Below are 16,522 nucleotides of genomic sequence, written 5' to 3'. Positions count from 1 at the left end.
CCCCATCCCCCCATCCCTCCCTACCTTCGCCAACAGCATCTACAATAGTTCATCAGATACGATTACAGTCGCATAGGAGTATGGATGGTGGATACCCGATACAACCCAGGAGAAATTGAGCAAAAGTGGCAAAATAAATGGTTAGAAATTGGCTTAGATAAAACCCCCACAGATAGTAATAAGCCAAAATTCTATACGCTGTCCATGTTTCCTTACCCGTCGGGTAGCCTACACATGGGTCACGTCCGTAATTACACCATTACTGATGTAATCGCCCGTCTCAAGCGAATGCAAGGCTATCGGGTGCTGCATCCTATGGGTTGGGATGCTTTTGGTTTACCAGCAGAAAATGCTGCGATAAACCGGGGAGTTCCTCCGTCAAAATGGACGTATCAAAATATTGATCAAATGCGGGGACAGTTAAAATCTCTGGGTTTATCTATTGATTGGGATTGTGAAGTTGCTACTTGTTCCCCAGATTATTATAAGTGGACGCAGTGGATATTTTTGCAGTTTTTCCAAGCAGGTTTAGCTTACCAAAAAGAAGCAGCAGTAAATTGGGACCCCATAGACCAAACTGTATTAGCGAACGAGCAGGTTGATAATGAAGGTCGTTCGTGGCGCAGTGGTGCCATAGTTGAACGTAAACTTTTACGGCAGTGGTTCCTCAAAATTACTGATTATGCTGAAGAATTGTTAAAGGATTTGGATAAGTTACCGGGATGGCCAGAGCGCGTTAAAACAATGCAGGCTAACTGGATTGGTAAATCTACCGGAGCATATTTAGAGTTTCCCATTGTGGGTATGGATGAAAAAATCGGCGTGTATACGACGCGACCGGATACTGTATATGGCGTGAGCTATGTAGTATTAGCACCGGAACATCCTTTAACTGAGCGAGTTACTACAGAAGCACGTCAAACAGAAGTGGAAACTTTTGTTAAAGAAGTCAGTAATCAAACCGAGTTAGAACGCACTGCTGAAGATCGACCAAAACGGGGAATTCCGACAGGTGGTAAGGTAATCAATCCGTTTACGGGGGAAGAAGTTCCGATTTGGATTGCTGATTATGTGCTTTACGAATACGGTACTGGGGCTGTGATGGGTGTTCCAGCCCATGATGCACGAGATTTTAAGTTTGCTAAGCAACAGGATTTACCGATCAAGGTAGTAATTGCCCGTGCTGATGCTGCTGATGCGGTACTAATTCCTCACGAGGCTTATACAGAACCGGGAATTGTGGTTAATTCTGACATTTTCAATGGAATGTCTTCTGTTGACGCGAAAGTTGCAATTGTGGAATATGCCCAAAAGCAAGGTTTTGGTCAAGCACGGGTACAGTACCGTTTGCGTGATTGGTTGATTTCCCGTCAGCGATACTGGGGAGCGCCGATTCCGATTATTCACTGTCCTAATTGCGGTGCGGTACCAGTACCGGATCAAGATTTACCTGTGGAGTTGCCTGAAAATGTGGAATTTTCTGGACGTGGTGGTTCACCATTAGCACAGTTGGAAAGCTGGGTAAATGTCGATTGTCCGAGTTGCGGGACTCCTGGGAAGCGAGAAACTGACACGATGGATACTTTTATTGATTCATCATGGTATTACTTGCGGTTTACGGATGCTAAGAACGATCGCCAAGTGTTTGATTCGACGAAAGTAAATGACTGGATGCCAGTTAATCAGTATGTCGGCGGTATTGAACACGCAATTTTACATTTGTTGTATTCGCGCTTTTTTACCAAGGTATTACGGGATAGAGGTTTGCTTAACTTTGACGAACCTTTCCAACACTTGTTAACTCAAGGTATGGTGCAGGGTTTAACTTACATGAATCCCAATAAGGGTGGTAAAGATAAGTGGATTGCCTCTAGTTTAGTAAATCCTGCTGACCCCCGTGACCCAGAAACCGGCGAACCTTTGCAAAAGCTTTACGCTACCATGTCCAAGTCTAAGGGTAATGGTGTCGTGCCGGAAGATGTAATTGCTAAATATGGTGTTGATACCGCACGGATGTTTGTTTTATTCAAAGCACCTCCTGAAAAAGATTTGGAATGGGATGAAGCTGATGTAGAAGGACAATTCCGCTTTCTTAACCGAGTTTGGCGCTTAGTAACTGATTTTGTTGATAATCCCCAATCATCTAAGAAATTCAAAAATCAAGAGCCAAAATCCAAAATTGAAAAGGATTTACGCAGAGCAATTCATACTGCAATCAAAGAAGTCAGCGAAGATGTAGATGGTGAATATCAATTTAATACAGCTATATCTGAATTGATGAAGTTGAGTAACGCTTTGGCTGATGCTAGCTGCAAAGACTCACCAATTTATGCTGAAGGGATTCAAACTTTAATTTTGATGTTAGCACCCTTCGCGCCTCACATCGCTGAAGAATTATGGCATTTGTTGGGTAATGATAGTTCCGTACATACTGCTAGCTGGTTGAAACACAACCCAGAAGCTTTGATTGCTGATGAAATAACTTTGGTAATTCAAGTTAATGGTAAAAAACGCGGTGATTTACAAGTTCCAGCGCAATTGGATAAAGCTGAGTTAGAAAAGTATGCTCGTGAATCAGATGTTGCTCAACGTCATATCGAAAACAAAACCATTAAAAAGGTAATTGTCGTACCTAACAAGTTGGTAAACTTCGTTATCGGTTAAATTCTATTCTACTTGTGCAGGTTCATTAATTGACACAACCGGGAACTTTTACCCCGGTTTTTTATTTGGCTTGATTTTTGACAGTCCTATGATTAATCCGTCACATGGAAAAGCGCCTGACAGTTTTTTCTACCAAGCGCCTTCATTGTATAAAGTTATACCAATTCACTTCTCTGATGCAACATTTGAACTCGGCACTATCCCTTTAGAGCTAGGGATTTACGAGAATAAGCTTGTGACAAACATATTGTGAAGTGGTATCACTCCTTGCACAAATATAGGATATCTTTTAAAACCTAAGTCAGGGAATTGACTGAGTGACAGTTTGTTAACTGCCATAGTAAAAAACTGCTCAGCATTATCAACAGTAATTTATCACGCGGCATAAGAGTTTACAAAGTGTTCTCAAGGTACAATCACTACGAAGGTTGTATTGGTTGTGTCTGGAGAATTAGGAGATGGGGAAGAATAATTTTGGATTTTAGATTTTAGATTTTGGATTCAAGATTCTTTTAAAAGTTAAGAGTCATCTCAGTTACCGCTTCTACCTTCCAATACCCAATGCCCAATTTTAAAATTGAAAATCTAAAATCTAAAATGAAGAATCGAATTAAAAAAGCTGTGATTCCAGCGGCTGGTTTTGGTACTCGGTTATTTCCAGCTACTAAAGTTGTCAAAAAAGAACTGTTTCCGGTAATTGATCGAGACGGTAGAGCGAAACCCGTAATTCAGCTGATTGTGGAAGAAGCTGTGAGTGGTGGAATAGAAGAGATTGGAATTGTGACGCAACCGGATGATAAGGAGGTTTTTGAAAGTTACTTTAAAAACCCACCTGAGCCTACACTTTTTAACAAGCTTTCACAGCAAAATCAGGAATATTGTCGATATCTTCAGCATTTAGGTGATAGAATTACGATTTTGACACAGAATGAGCAAGAAGGTTACGGACACGCGGTTTTTTGTGCGAAGGAATGGGTAGATGATCAACCTTTTTTGTTGATGTTGGGAGACCATATTTATTCTTCTGATAATGAGAAATCTTGTACGCTTCAGGTTTTGCAGGTTTACGAAGAAGTTAATCAAAGTGTTATTGGATTGAATGTTTTACCAGCGTCGATGATTCATAAAGCTGGATGTGTAATGGGAGTTTGGCAAGAAAAAAAATCAATAATGCAAGTGACGCAAGTTTATGAAAAACCTACTGTTGAGTATGCTCGACAAAATTTGTGTGTGGAAGGAATGGCGGAAGATGAGTTTTTATGTATATTTGGTTTGTATGCGTTAACGTCGAAAATTTTTGATTTTTTGGAGGAACATATTAATAGTAATTTTCGCGAAAGAGGCGAGTTTCAGTTAACTTCTTGTTTGGATAAATTAAGGGAAGCTGAGGGTATGACGGGTTTAGTTGTTGATGGGAAGACTTTTGATATTGGGATGCCTAATGTTTATCGGCAGACTATGATTGATTTTGGTAAATGATTAGGAATAGGAATTAAAAAAACCGCTGAGACGCAGAGGACGCAGAGGAAAGAAGTAATATAGAGTTAGTATGTGTTAAATAAAGATTTTTTCAAATATTAAGTATTGAGGTGAGATTAACTAACAGCCGCTTCTAACATTTTTATTATCCCAGTATTTGCATCAATTTCTACTTGGATGCCGATGGGAAGTGTAAATTTATCTTTGATATGACCAATCATTGAACCATACCACGCAGGAATGTTTAAAGGTCGAATATGTTCTTGTAATACTTGCATTAAAGTTAATGAAGGCTCGTTTCCGGTGCTACATCTGGTACATTGTCCAAATACAAAACCGGATAGTTGATTGAGGATTCCGGCGTTTTTTAATTGTGTGATCATTCTATCTACACGGTAAACGTCTTCGCCGATATCCTCTATGAATAAAATGCTATTTTTCCAGTTAGGTAGATAGGATGAACCCAACATTGAATTTATCACTGACAAATTACCGCCGATAAATTTACCTTTGGCTTTCCCTGGTGTAATTATTTGCCGACGAAGTTGGGTAGCTAAAGTATTATTCATTGTTACTAGTTCGCCATTAAATATAATACTTTTTACATAGTTCAAAGTAAAATTATTCCAAGTAGAAGTAGCTACTGCTCCGTGAAAAGTGACAAGTCCAGTCTGAGCAGTGATTGCTAATAATAGAGATGTAATATCGCTGTATCCCATAATAATTTTAGGATTGGCGCGAATATAATTATAGTTAAGTAATGGTAAAATCCGATTGCCACCCCATCCACCACGCATCGCAATTATTGCTTTGACGGATTTGTCACCAAACATAGCGTTAACATCACCAGCGCGATCGCGATCAATTCCTGCTAAGTAACCATAATTGTCTAAAATATGACTACCGAGCTTAACTTTTAAGCCTAGTGCGGTAAATGTTTGTTTTGCTTGTTCAACGTCTTCGGAATCAATTATACCAGCAGGACTAATTAATCCTACTGTATCGCCTAATCTAAGACGGGGTGGCTTGATAATCGTATTGGCAGTCTGAGCTTGAACGGTAAATGATGGTATTTGGGTGGAAATAGCGGCTATTCCCAATGTTGTAATGAATTTTCGCCGATTGATATTCATGATGGAAATATACTACCATTAACTCCCAGATTTTAGTTTTTACTTGAATATACAGAATGAATTCGGAGACTCTCCTGCCCGTTTAAATTTTAAAATCTAAAACCTAAAATCTAAAATCTAAAATTCGATGATAATGATATCGGGAGATATTTAGAGAAAGTATTGAAATAATCGCGATAGCTTCGCTTCCACTACGTGATCGCAATCAAAAAAGCACACAAAATTGGATTATAGGCAATTTTTCCCAGTTGATGATTTTGAAAAACCCATGGTAAAATTAGTTACCCATATCCAATGCAAAAACGTTAAAGGCACAAGGTGAAAGTAGAAATTCTTCCCATTACTTTTACCTTTTGCCTTTTACTTTATAAAAGGTCAAAGGTTCAAATACATAACCACTGTCAACTGTCAACTGTTCCCATCAGGGTACTTAAACCGCTACAGTACAAATGGGAAATTTCAAGAAATTTAATTAAATTTAAAATTATCAGGGATGATTATGGTACGCAAGCGATTTATCGTTGAAATGGGAATGGGTATAGATCAGCACGGACAGGAACCAACTGTTGCTGCTGCTAGAGCTGTCAGAAATGCGATCGCAAATAATGCTTTAATTGGAGTGTTTGAAGTTGCTGGTTTGAATGACCCAGATGAGATGATTGTAGAAGTTCAGATTGCCGTACCTTATCCCGAACAGGTAAGAGAAGAAGAGGTTTTAGCCGTATTGCCTTTTGGTCGCAAAAGTCTTACCGTTCAATCTGGGGGAATGATGGTTGAAGGAAGAGCAATTGAGGTTTTACAGGATAAAAATGACGAAATGTTGATTGCTGTAGCTGCGGTTACAGTTTTGATTGATCGGGATTAGATGGACAGTTGACAGTGGACAGTGGACAGTGGACAGTGGACAGTTGACAGTTGACAGTTGACCTTTAACCTTTAACCTTTAACCTTTAACCTTTAACCTTTAACCTTTAACCTTTAACCTTTAACCTTTGACCTACCTATGAATTATTCAGTTAAGAAAACTTATTCAAAAATCCCAAAAGCTTCCTCGTACCATCCGTTAACTTAGTCCGTTTATATGCATCGGCAGCTTTTTTAATTCCTTCCGCTTGAGTGGGATAAGGATGAATTACACTGCTTAATTTATTCATTCCAATTCCATTGACAATTGCAGTTGTGACTTCGGAAATCGTTTCACCAGCGTGGGGAGATACTATAGTTGCACCAAGAATTTTATCGGTACCTTGTTTGAGGTGAATTTTCACAAATCCTGCGGTTTCACCGTCGGTAATGGCTCTATCTACATCTTCGTAGTCTATTTTAATCGTATTTACGTTAAAACCTTTTTCCTGCGCTTCGCTTTCATACATTCCTACATGAGCAATTTCTGGGTCGGTAAATGTGACCCAAGGTACAATTAAATCACTAAGTTTTTTACGTCCCAAACCAAAGGGAGTAAATAAAGAATTTTGAATGACAATCCGCGCTGTTGCATCTGCCATATGGGTGAATTTTTGACTTAAACAGATGTCACCTGCGGCAAAAATTTTTGGATTTGTAGTTTGTAAATGGTCATTTACTTTTACTCCTTTACTATCGTATTCCACACCAACAGTTTCTAAATTCAAACCTTCAACATTCGGGGTTCTTCCCGCACCTACCAAAATTTCATCTACGATAATAAAATCTTGTTTACCATTGCTAATATAGTGAATTTTTTTGCCATCAGATGTACTTTCCACACGCTGTATTTGGGAACTTAATATTAAATCGATTTGTTCGTGTTGAAATACTTTTTGAACAATGGATGCAGCGTCACTATCTTCTTTATTTAAAATATGAGAACCACGATGGAAAATAGTGACTTCGCTACCAAAACGATTGAAAGCTTGAGCTAATTCACAACCTATGGGACCACCACCAATTATTGCTAAACGTCGCGGTAATTGAGTCAGGGAAAATACGGTTTCATTGGTTAAATATCCGGCTTCTTTCATACCAGGAATATCGGGATGTGTGGCTCTCGCTCCGGTAGCAATTACAGCTTTTTTAAACTTAAGAGTTTTACCATCTACTTGAATCGTATTACTGCTGGTAAAACTTGCCGCACCCAAAAATATATCCATACCAAATTCTGTTGTGAAACGATCAACCGCATCAACATGGCTGATTTGCGCTCTTAATCGTCGCATCCGTTCCATAACTGCGGGAAAATCGACTTCTACTTCTTGTGGCACATGAATTCCGTACTCTTTAGCATTCCAAATTTCACCGACAACACGAGCAGAACGAATCAAGCATTTAGAAGGAACGCAACCGACATTAGTACAATCTCCTCCCATAAGATGCTTTTCAATCAATGCAACTTTCAAACCGACACCCAATCCAGCAGCACCAGCAGAAGTTACTAAACCAGCAGCACCAGCACCAATCGCAATCAAATCGTAACAATCGGCTGGTTCGGGATTTTTCCAATCATTAGGATGTAAGTTCGCAATCAATTTTTGATTGTACTCATCCATGGGGGGAACAATTACTCTTTCAAAGGCTGAATTTGACATAATTAAATTATTAGTTAGTTGATAGTTGTTAGTTGTTGGTTGATAGTTGTTAGTTGTTGGTTGTTGGTAAATCTTAACTCTTAACTCTTAACTCTTAACTCTTAACTCTTAACTCTTAACTCTTAACTGTTTACTGTTCATCGATACTTGTTGATTCATTCAAAGCTTTTCTCGCAACTTTGGTTACGTAAAGAGTTACAGCAACTGTAGCGATGAAACCAATAATCCGAATTGTCCAAACAACGGTAGGATTACTTGGTTGTTCTCCGGTTCCAATGGTGGCGATATTACCAGCTAAAGAACCCAAATAGACATACATAATTGTTCCGGGAAGAATGCCGATAGTTCCTAATATATAATCTTTTAAAGAAACTCCGGTAACACCATAAGCATAGTTTAATAAGTTAAATGGAAACACCGGAGAAAGTCTAGTTAATAAAACAATTTTTAAACCTTCCCTACCTACAGCGTTATCAACTGCGGCAAACTTTTTGTTTCCAGAAATCTTCTTTGCAACCCAATTTCGAGCTAAATAACGTCCTACTAAAAAAGCTGCTATAGCCCCAATTGTAGCACCAATGAAAACATATACCGAACCTAAAAAGACATCAAAAACTACCCCCGCACCTAAAGTTAAAATAGAACCTGGTAGAAAAGCAACAGTAGCGACAATGTAAAGGATAATGAAGGCAATTCCACCTACAGCACCTTGGTTATTAATCCATTCCAAAGCATTTTTAAGCCATTCTTGAGGATTAAAACCTTGCGAACTGACACTTTCTTGAGCTAAAGCTGGATTTGCATTTAATAGAATTATGATGCTAAATGCAATTGCAGTAAATAGACTAAATCTGTAAAATTTATTCATGGTTTTCGTTAGTTGATAGTTGATAGTTGATGGTTGACCTTTGACCTTTGACCTCTAACCTTTAACCTTTAACCTTTAACCTCTAACCTTAAATACTCGTACTTTCTTTTAAAGCTTTTTTAGCAACTTTAGCAATATAAATAGTTACAAAAACTGTAGCTATTAACCCAACTCCTTGTAATAACATCTGAGCAAATTGTGCTTCTGGACTTATTGGAATAGATGGATTTTTTATTGCAATATTACCGATTAACGAACCCATATAAACATACATTACAGTTCCGGGAATCATACCGATAGAACCTAAAATATAATCTTTTAAAGATACCTGAGTAACTCCAAACGCATAATTTAATAAATTGAACGGAAAAATCGGCGATAAACGAGTTAAAAAAACAATTTTAAATCCATTTTTGGCAACAGCTTTGTCTATAGCTTGAAATTTTGGTTTTTTACCTATTTGTTGACATACCCAATCACGAGATATATAACGTCCAACTAAAAAGGCAAATATTGCACCGATAATTGCAGCAATCAATACATATAAAGAACCCCAACATAATCCAAACAAACAACCTCCTTTTAAGGTTAATAAAGAACCTGGAATAAACAATAATGTGGCAACGTTGTAAATAATTATGAATGCGATCGGTCCCCACCAACCAAGACTATCTACCCATAATAAAGACTTGCTCAAAAGTCCTTGCAGATTAAAATATTTAGCTGCAATAATCAAGATGGCAATTAAGCAACCTATTAGTATCAGTTTAAGAAAACGTTTATGCTGGTGTTTCATAGGTTAAAGGTCTGCATGTCAAAGGTTAGAGTTTAAAGGTTAACTGTCAACTAACTCCTAGCTTAAATCACTAAAATGAGAAGCAGCTTAATGCTTAATTAATTTTTCCCCACGATACCAACTACGAATTCTGTTGGGTGAAACTCCTAGAAAATAAGCAATAATTACAATCTGATTGATTAATGTTGTTTGCCAAACTCCTTTTTTCAACCAACGACGCGGTGAAGTAATAACTGGTACAGGAATTAAATTAATTCCCCCTAAGCGTTTCAAACTCCGTACCAGTTCAAAGTCTTCCATAATGGGTAATTCAGGAAAACCACCAATATCATTAAATATTTTCTTAGTTATAAAAATACCTTGGTCTCCATAAGGCATTTGTAACCATTTGGAACGAAATTTTACCCCCCATTCCACCAATCGTAAACCCGTTTGTGGTGCATTTATTCGTAAAGAAAATGCTCCTGCTACAGTTTTTGGTTGTTGTAATCCGATACGAATCATCGCATCAAAATTAGGAGGTAAAAGAGTATCAGCATGAAGAAATAATAAAATATCTCCAGTTGCATTCATCGCACCCGCATTCATTTGACAAGCGCGATTTTGATAACCTGTAATAACTTTAATGCCTAAAGATTGTACAATATCAATTGTATTATCCTGTGAACCCCCATCAACTACAATAACTTCTATATTCGTACTGATTTGAGTACTAGCTAAAGTAGCTTTAATGTTTTTCGACTCGTTAAGAGTGGGAATAATAATTGAAATTTTCGGTGTAACATTTGCGAAACGTGTCCCGACTGGGACATTACTTTTATTGGCATTTTTTGAAACCCGATATTTTTCTTCTTTCAGAGTACTACTAGTTTGTTTGTAAATCATCTGGCAAACCTTAATAAACTGCCAATATAATGCTATGGGTCACTAACGTCAAAAACCAATTGTCGCAGATTCTAGAATTTTATCTACTTATTTTTAGCCAAAATGCTGCGGTTATTCCCCAAATCAAGTTAAAAAATAGAACAAATACTGGTGTAAGACTTCCTAACTCAACACCAAGAACTCCTTTTTTCGCTTGCAAAGGAAATATGATGAAAAGTTGAACGAGTGTGGGGAATAAACTTAACACAATACCTTTTAAAAGATATTTTCTTTGGTAAAAAGGTAAAAGAAATAAAAAACCCCAAATTCCACCCCAAACAATGCGAGGATATAGCCAAGATGCTGTTAAAGTTGGTGCTATTTGTATGTTAAATAATCCTGTTATTCCACCAAAACCGAACACCCAAACTGTTAAACTGTTCAAAAGTCCGCCAAGACACCCAGAAGTAAAGACAAGACTTAGATTCCTGGTAAAACTTTTAGCGATATCTTGGTTTTGTTCCGGAGATGATATTATATTACTTTTCATCTTCCATAATTCACCCTGAAAAATAAATCAATGAATTCATTGTGAATTATAAAGATTAAAAAAATATGAGTGTAATATTAGAAATTAATGAGTTAGCACAAGCTGTCTTATAAATTAAACTACAATAATCGTCATTTATTAGATAGAAACTCTGAGCTTTTATGCTTCAAAGAAACAAGAACCAATTCAAAACATTAACCTTTCTCTTGCCAAGTTTCTATCTTTTGTTTGCAAACTAGTAACGGACATTCATCAATGTCACAAAAACGACAAATATATTCTTCTACTACTTCGGTGCTACTATATTGCCCTGCCATTTTTGACAGTAAACTTAGTAGTAGTTGCTGTTCTTGTGTTGTCAATGGCTTCAGTAAATTTGATACCGCTTCAACTTTAGCTTGCTGAATTTCTTCAACCATAACTTTCCCTGCTAAGGTAAGTCGTAGATGAACAAAACGACGGTCATTTCCTTGATGACGCTCTACTAAATTTTGATCTACCAGACGCTCTACTAACCTGGCTGCACCGGATTGAGAAAGCTGTAAATATTGTCCCAATAAATCCACTGTAATTGTAGGATAGCGGTCAATAATTACCAATGCAGCCGGGAACGAAGCAGTATTTCTTGTGGTTTCCTCAGCAGCATTTTGGATACTGTCGGAAATGGCGATCGCACTTGCTCCGATTAAATTTATCAATTGTAAATTCATACTCATTCATTATATGATTGACTCATGCATTTATTTTAGATACAGCATTTACCTGGGAGCAAGAGGCAAGCAATTGTGAGCAAAAACATTATTGTCGTAGGTGCAGGACCGGGAGGATTAGCTACAGCTTTACGGCTGCAAGGACAGGGTTATCACGTAGAAATATTTGAGTCTAGCGATCGCGTTGGGGGTAGGATGCGGGGTTTTCAAGACGGTGCATATGCCTTCGACACCGGCCCCACTATCCTTCAATTACCTGATCTTTACGACGATTTATTTGCTAGTGCAGGATTGAAGCGAGAGGAATATATCTCCTTTACTCGTTTGGAACCCTATACAAAATTACGCTTTTGGGATGATTCTACATTAGAACTTACCACCGATCAAGAGAAATTAAAGCAGCAACTAGCCAGCTTTCGCAGCGATTTACCCCAAGCCCTTGACCGCTGGTATGCTGAAGAAACACAGAAATATAATGCAGGTTACGAACCTTATCTAAGTCAACCCGCTCGTTCTATTTTGGGTTATATGCGACTCGACGAACTCGGTACGGGTTTGAGATTTCGACCTTGGGAAACCCTCTACCAACACTTTTGGAATGCTTTTAGAGACGAGCGATTGGTATATGCTTTAAGCTATCCAGCCAAATATTTGGGGATGCACCCCACCTTAAGCGCGAGTGTATTCAGCTTAATTCCTTATATTGAAATGGCATTCGGTGTTTGGCATCCTCAAGGAGGATTTCGCGCATTGGCTCAAGCAATAGCCCAGGGATTCCAAGATAAGGGTGGTAAAATTCACCTGAATACACCAGTAAAGCAAGTATGGCTGGAAAATCGTCGAGTTGAAGGAGTAGAACTTGAAAATGGAGAACAGATAAAAGCAGATACCGTGATAGTCAACGCTGACTTTGCTAGTGCAGTACAAACTTTAATTCCTCAAACAGCACAGGGAAAATATACAGACAATTTCTTTGCTAAAAAACAATTTTCCTGCTCCACCTTCATGCTGTATTTGGGTATCAATCGACGTTACGATGATTTACCCCATCACCAACTTTATTTATCCGAACATATTCGCAAGCGCGATCGCCCTTTTATCGATGACTCAGCCTTAGATGAAATTAACCCTCCATTTTACGTGTGTAATCCTACTCCAGTAGATTCTAGCAACGCACCAGAAGGACATTCTACGTTGTATGTTTTGGTACCAATTCCCCACACTAGATATGGTGTTGATTGGCAGGAAAAAGCTAGGAAGTATCGAGATTTAATTATTAAAAGGTTGCCGTTATTAGGTTTTGATGGAGTAGAAAAACATATTGTCAGCGAGACTTGCTACACCGCTGATACCTGGGAAAACGATTACTCAGTATATTTAGGTGCAGTCTTTAATCTTAGTCATAATTGGTTGCAACTTGGTCCATTTCGTCCCCCAATTCGTTCGGAATACATAGATCGACTTTATTGGGTTGGTGGAGCAGTTCATCCAGGTAGTGGGTTGATGACGATTTTGGAGTCGGCTAAGAATACGGCGAAGTTTGTTGGAGAGGATTTGGTGAAGAAATAGTTTTTTTAACGCAAAGGGGCGCGGAGGTAAGCGCAGAGGTGACGCAAAGTTTTGCTATATTGGCGCGACGATTACTATAAAAAGTTTGCTGATTATGAAAGGATGGGCATTCCTGAATATTGGATCGTTGATTACGCAGGATTGGGAGGAAGAGATTTTATTGGTAATCCAAAGCAACCCGCTATTTTTGTCTGTGAGTTAGTAGATGGGGAATATGTCAAAACTTTATTTAGAGGAAATAATCAAATAATTTCTTGCTGTTTCCCAGAATTAAACCTCACCGCAGAGCAGATTTTTAACTCGGCACTAAACTAATGTTGAGTAGAAGTCAGTAACGGTGAAGGACGTAAAAGTAATGGTAATAAAAATTAATCGCTTGTCGCCCCAGCCTGGCAGTCACGGCTAACAGCATCACTCCCAAAATGCACTACACGAATTAATCACCTGTTTTTTAGCAAGTTCAGGAATTAGGAAATATTTTTCTCTAGAAATATTCGCAAGCTCTGAGAAATATCCTATACTCCCAAAAAATCATGTAATTTTTAATATTACAGCTTTCTCTTACTTTCACCTTTGATAATTTCCAAAATCCCCCCACTTCTTCTACAAACCTTTACTCTGACGAAACTCGCTGACAACTTCCTTGATATCGCGTAATTCACCTTCAACTTGATAATTAAGTTGTTGCATTTCATCAGCAGTTAAAATTCCAGCCAGTTGAGATAAAGGTTTTTGCAATTGTGGATATTTTTTCAAAGTTTCCTTACGGACAATTGGTGCAGCTTCATAAGGTGGAAAATATTTTTTATCATCTTTTAGCACTACCAAACCCAAACGCGCAATCTGTCCATCGGTAGAATTTCCCGCTACCATATCCACTAATTTTTGAGTTAATGCTCGATATATTAAACCTAAATCCATCACCTTGGGAGATTCCCCAAATTTTAAATTATAAGCTTTAGATAGTCCCGGAAAACCATCTTCTCTTTCACCAAATTCATAACCAAAACCTGCTCTCCAAGAGGGTGTATATTTAGCAGCTTCGGAAAGAGTTTTGATGTTATATTTTTTGGCATCTTCACCACGAATTATCATTGCAAAAGTATTTTCAAAACCCAAAGGTTTCGTTACTTCTAAATTAAATTGCTTATCATAAGACTGTTTGACCAAATTGTAAACTTTTGTCGGGTCACTAATTACTTTTTGTTCCAAAATTGCTGTCAAAGCCGTTCCCGTATACTCGATATAAGCATCAATTTCCCCAGCAACAATAGCTTTATGACAGATAAAAGAACCACCCAATTGTGGACGACGATCAACTTTTAACTTAGTACTTGCTTCAATTTGCTGCGCTAATAATTCTCCTAAAATATCTTGTTCGGTAAAGTTTTTTGATGCAACAACAATATCAGCACCACCGCTACTAACCGAATTCGTATTACAGCCAGTAAACCATAAACTTAAACATAAACCAGCAATCAACAGTATAAAAAATCTTTTCATTTTTAAATTAATAATTAATATTATGCGCGCTTAAACATTTATCATATCTGTGAGGATAGGTAATTGGTAATTGGTAATTGGTAATTGGTAATTGGTAATGGGTAATAAAAAATTACTAATATCTTAAGATTATAGTAAGTAATTGAAAGAAGCTGATATTAATTACATTTTACCTTTGGTCATCCGACGTTCTAAAGCCCCAATTCCTAAATCTGCAATCAGCGCAATCAATGCCGCCGGAACCGCACCTGCTAAAATTAAATCATTATTGACTAAGGAAATTCCCCGAAAAATAAATACTCCTAAACCACCAGCCCCAATCGCTGCGGCAATAGTTGCAATACCTATACCAATTACCATTGCAACCCGCACACCCGCCAAAATTACCCCCAGAGCCAACGGAATTTCCACCTGAAACAATAATTGTCTATCTGTCATTCCCATGCCCCTTCCAGCTTCCCGAATCGCCGGATTTACATTCATAATGCCAGTGTAAGTATTTCTAATTATGGGCAAAAAAGAATATAAAGTAAGTGCAAAAATTGCCGGAACCGGACCAATTCCACCGATAATACGAACGGGAATTAATAAACCAAATAAAGCCAAACTAGGAATAGTTTGTAAAATATTTGCGATACCTAAAATAGGTTGACGCAGCGATTTATTACGAGTGATTAAAATTCCTAAAGGAATACCTATTATTGTCGCGATACTAATCGCAATAATCACTAACATCAAATGTTCAATACTACGTTCGATAATTTCCGAACCGTATTTAAATAAAAAGAAATCGTTCATAATGGGTAATTGGTAATTGGTAATTGGTAATTGGTAATTGGTAATTGGTAATTGGTAATTGGTAATTGGTAATTGGTAATTGCTTAATGTCAACTGTGAATTGTCAGCTAACTCCTCACTCCTAACTCCTAACTCCTAACTTTTAAATAGTTATTTCTAAACATTTCATAAAAGCAACCGCTTCCGGATGCGAAGTATTTTTGAACTCGTCTGGTGTTCCCAAAAATACAAGTTCTCCCCCATATAGTAAACCAATTCTTGTTGCTAAAACAAAGGCTTCTTGAATATCATGAGTTACAAATACAACGGTTTTCCCTAATTCCTGCTGTAACCGTTTAAACTCTTGCTGAAGTTCTAATCTTGTTATGGGGTCTAATGCACCAAAGGGTTCATCCATCAATAATACCGGAGGATCGGCAGCTAACGCTCTGGCTACACCTACTCTTTGTCTTTGTCCACCGGAAAGCTCGTGGGGATATCGAGAAGCAAATTGTTCTGGTTGTAAACCTACTAAATTTAACAATTCAAAAACTCGCATTTTGATTTGTTTGGAGTTCCAACCTTCCAAGGAAGGAATTAAACCGACATTACGTTCAATTGTAAAATGAGGAAACAAACCCGTCTCTTGAATTACATAACCAATTTTGCGTCTTAATTTAATTTCATCCCATTGCGTTGTGGGAATACCATCAAATATTACCTGACCGTCGGTAGGTCGAAACAACCGATTGATTAACTTCATCGTCGTAGTTTTGCCGCTTCCGCTACGTCCTAATAGTACTAGCGCTTCTCCTCTACAAATTTGAAAATTAAGATTTGATACTAAAGGACGCTGATTGCGACTTAAAGTCACATTACGGAATTCTACAGCGTATTCGTTTTTTTGTAACATAAATAATTTAACTCGGACAGTGGACAGTGGACAGTGGACAGTTGACAGTTGACAGTTGACAGTGGTTGGTTGATAGTTAATAGTTGATAGTGGTTGGTTGATAGTTGATAGTGGTTGGTTGATATTTATTTC

Annotated in this window: 14 protein-coding genes and 1 pseudogene; 5 read left to right on the top strand and 10 right to left on the bottom strand. The window is 37.9% G+C overall.

The features are described 5' to 3' along the window. Nucleotides 1-87 precede the first annotated feature (87 nt). Both leuS and IQ247_RS26685 read left to right on the top strand, forming a co-directional pair. Nucleotides 88-2,664, top strand: a complete 2,577-nt coding sequence (leuS, locus tag IQ247_RS26690; RefSeq protein ID WP_193924604.1) for a leucine--tRNA ligase — start codon at nt 88-90, stop codon at nt 2,662-2,664. A gap of 597 nt (nt 2,665-3,261) precedes the next feature. Continuing rightward, nucleotides 3,262-4,143 (top strand): UTP--glucose-1-phosphate uridylyltransferase, encoded by an 882-nt coding sequence (locus IQ247_RS26685; RefSeq protein WP_193924602.1) that lies wholly within the window; start codon nt 3,262-3,264, stop codon nt 4,141-4,143. 116 nt (nt 4,144-4,259) lie between these two features. Here IQ247_RS26685 and IQ247_RS26680 read toward each other — a convergent pair whose 3' ends face one another. Beyond that, nucleotides 4,260-5,276 carry a S66 peptidase family protein gene (locus IQ247_RS26680; RefSeq protein WP_193924600.1) on the bottom strand — a complete coding sequence of 339 codons (1,017 nt, stop codon included), beginning with the start codon at nt 5,274-5,276 and terminating at the stop codon, nt 4,260-4,262. Nucleotides 5,277-5,775: 499 nt separating this feature from the next. Here IQ247_RS26680 and IQ247_RS26675 point away from each other — a divergent pair, with 499 nt between their 5' ends. Next, complete coding sequence (locus IQ247_RS26675) at nt 5,776-6,141, top strand: Lin0512 family protein (RefSeq protein ID WP_193924599.1); 366 nt, start codon at nt 5,776-5,778, stop codon at nt 6,139-6,141. A gap of 151 nt (nt 6,142-6,292) precedes the next feature. On the opposite strand, the gene IQ247_RS26670 is transcribed toward IQ247_RS26675, so the two are convergent. The 6 genes from IQ247_RS26670 to IQ247_RS26645 form a co-directional block, all read right to left on the bottom strand. Next, nucleotides 6,293-7,840 carry a mercuric reductase gene (locus IQ247_RS26670; protein WP_193924598.1) on the bottom strand — a complete coding sequence of 516 codons (1,548 nt, stop codon included), beginning with the start codon at nt 7,838-7,840 and terminating at the stop codon, nt 6,293-6,295. A 130-nt stretch (nt 7,841-7,970) separates the two neighbouring features. Then, complete coding sequence (locus tag IQ247_RS26665) at nt 7,971-8,708, bottom strand: TVP38/TMEM64 family protein (RefSeq protein WP_193924596.1); 738 nt, start codon at nt 8,706-8,708, stop codon at nt 7,971-7,973. Between the two features lie 88 nt (nt 8,709-8,796). After that, nucleotides 8,797-9,504, bottom strand: a complete 708-nt coding sequence (locus IQ247_RS26660) for a TVP38/TMEM64 family protein (protein ID WP_193924594.1) — start codon at nt 9,502-9,504, stop codon at nt 8,797-8,799. Nucleotides 9,505-9,591: 87 nt separating this feature from the next. Beyond that, nucleotides 9,592-10,389: a TIGR04283 family arsenosugar biosynthesis glycosyltransferase gene (locus IQ247_RS26655; protein WP_193924592.1), complete on the bottom strand. Its 798-nt coding sequence runs from the start codon at nt 10,387-10,389 to the stop codon at nt 9,592-9,594. 79 nt (nt 10,390-10,468) lie between these two features. Next, nucleotides 10,469-10,918, bottom strand: coding sequence for a hypothetical protein (locus tag IQ247_RS26650; protein WP_193924591.1), 450 nt, complete (start codon nt 10,916-10,918; stop codon nt 10,469-10,471). Between the two features lie 194 nt (nt 10,919-11,112). Then, nucleotides 11,113-11,628: a MarR family winged helix-turn-helix transcriptional regulator gene (locus tag IQ247_RS26645; RefSeq protein ID WP_193924589.1), complete on the bottom strand. Its 516-nt coding sequence runs from the start codon at nt 11,626-11,628 to the stop codon at nt 11,113-11,115. A gap of 75 nt (nt 11,629-11,703) precedes the next feature. On the opposite strand from IQ247_RS26645, the gene IQ247_RS26640 reads away from it, so the two are divergent. Continuing rightward, complete coding sequence (locus tag IQ247_RS26640; protein WP_193924587.1) at nt 11,704-13,197, top strand: phytoene desaturase family protein; 1,494 nt, start codon at nt 11,704-11,706, stop codon at nt 13,195-13,197. Nucleotides 13,198-13,257: 60 nt separating this feature from the next. After that, nucleotides 13,258-13,512, top strand: a pseudogene (locus IQ247_RS26635) (Uma2 family endonuclease); the annotation flags it as partial. Nucleotides 13,513-13,800: 288 nt separating this feature from the next. Here IQ247_RS26635 and IQ247_RS26630 read toward each other — a convergent pair. From IQ247_RS26630 to IQ247_RS26615, 3 genes are all read right to left on the bottom strand, one after another. After that, a complete protein-coding gene (locus tag IQ247_RS26630) occupies nt 13,801-14,700 on the bottom strand; it encodes a glycine betaine ABC transporter substrate-binding protein (protein WP_193924585.1) in 900 nt (299 codons plus the stop codon). Nucleotides 14,701-14,862: 162 nt separating this feature from the next. Then, nucleotides 14,863-15,591 (bottom strand): ABC transporter permease, encoded by a 729-nt coding sequence (locus tag IQ247_RS26625; protein WP_228060064.1) that lies wholly within the window; start codon nt 15,589-15,591, stop codon nt 14,863-14,865. Between the two features lie 49 nt (nt 15,592-15,640). After that, a partial coding sequence (locus tag IQ247_RS26615) for an ATP-binding cassette domain-containing protein (RefSeq protein WP_322745579.1) occupies nt 15,641-16,522 on the bottom strand: 882 nt, incomplete at its 5' end.

The sequence above is a fragment of the Plectonema cf. radiosum LEGE 06105 genome, from assembly GCF_015207665.1.
Lineage (GTDB): Bacteria > Cyanobacteriota > Cyanobacteriia > Cyanobacteriales > Nostocaceae > Rivularia > Rivularia radiosa_A.
Note: the sequence above shows the minus strand (reverse complement) of the source record. Positions and strands in the feature narration are given on the sequence as shown.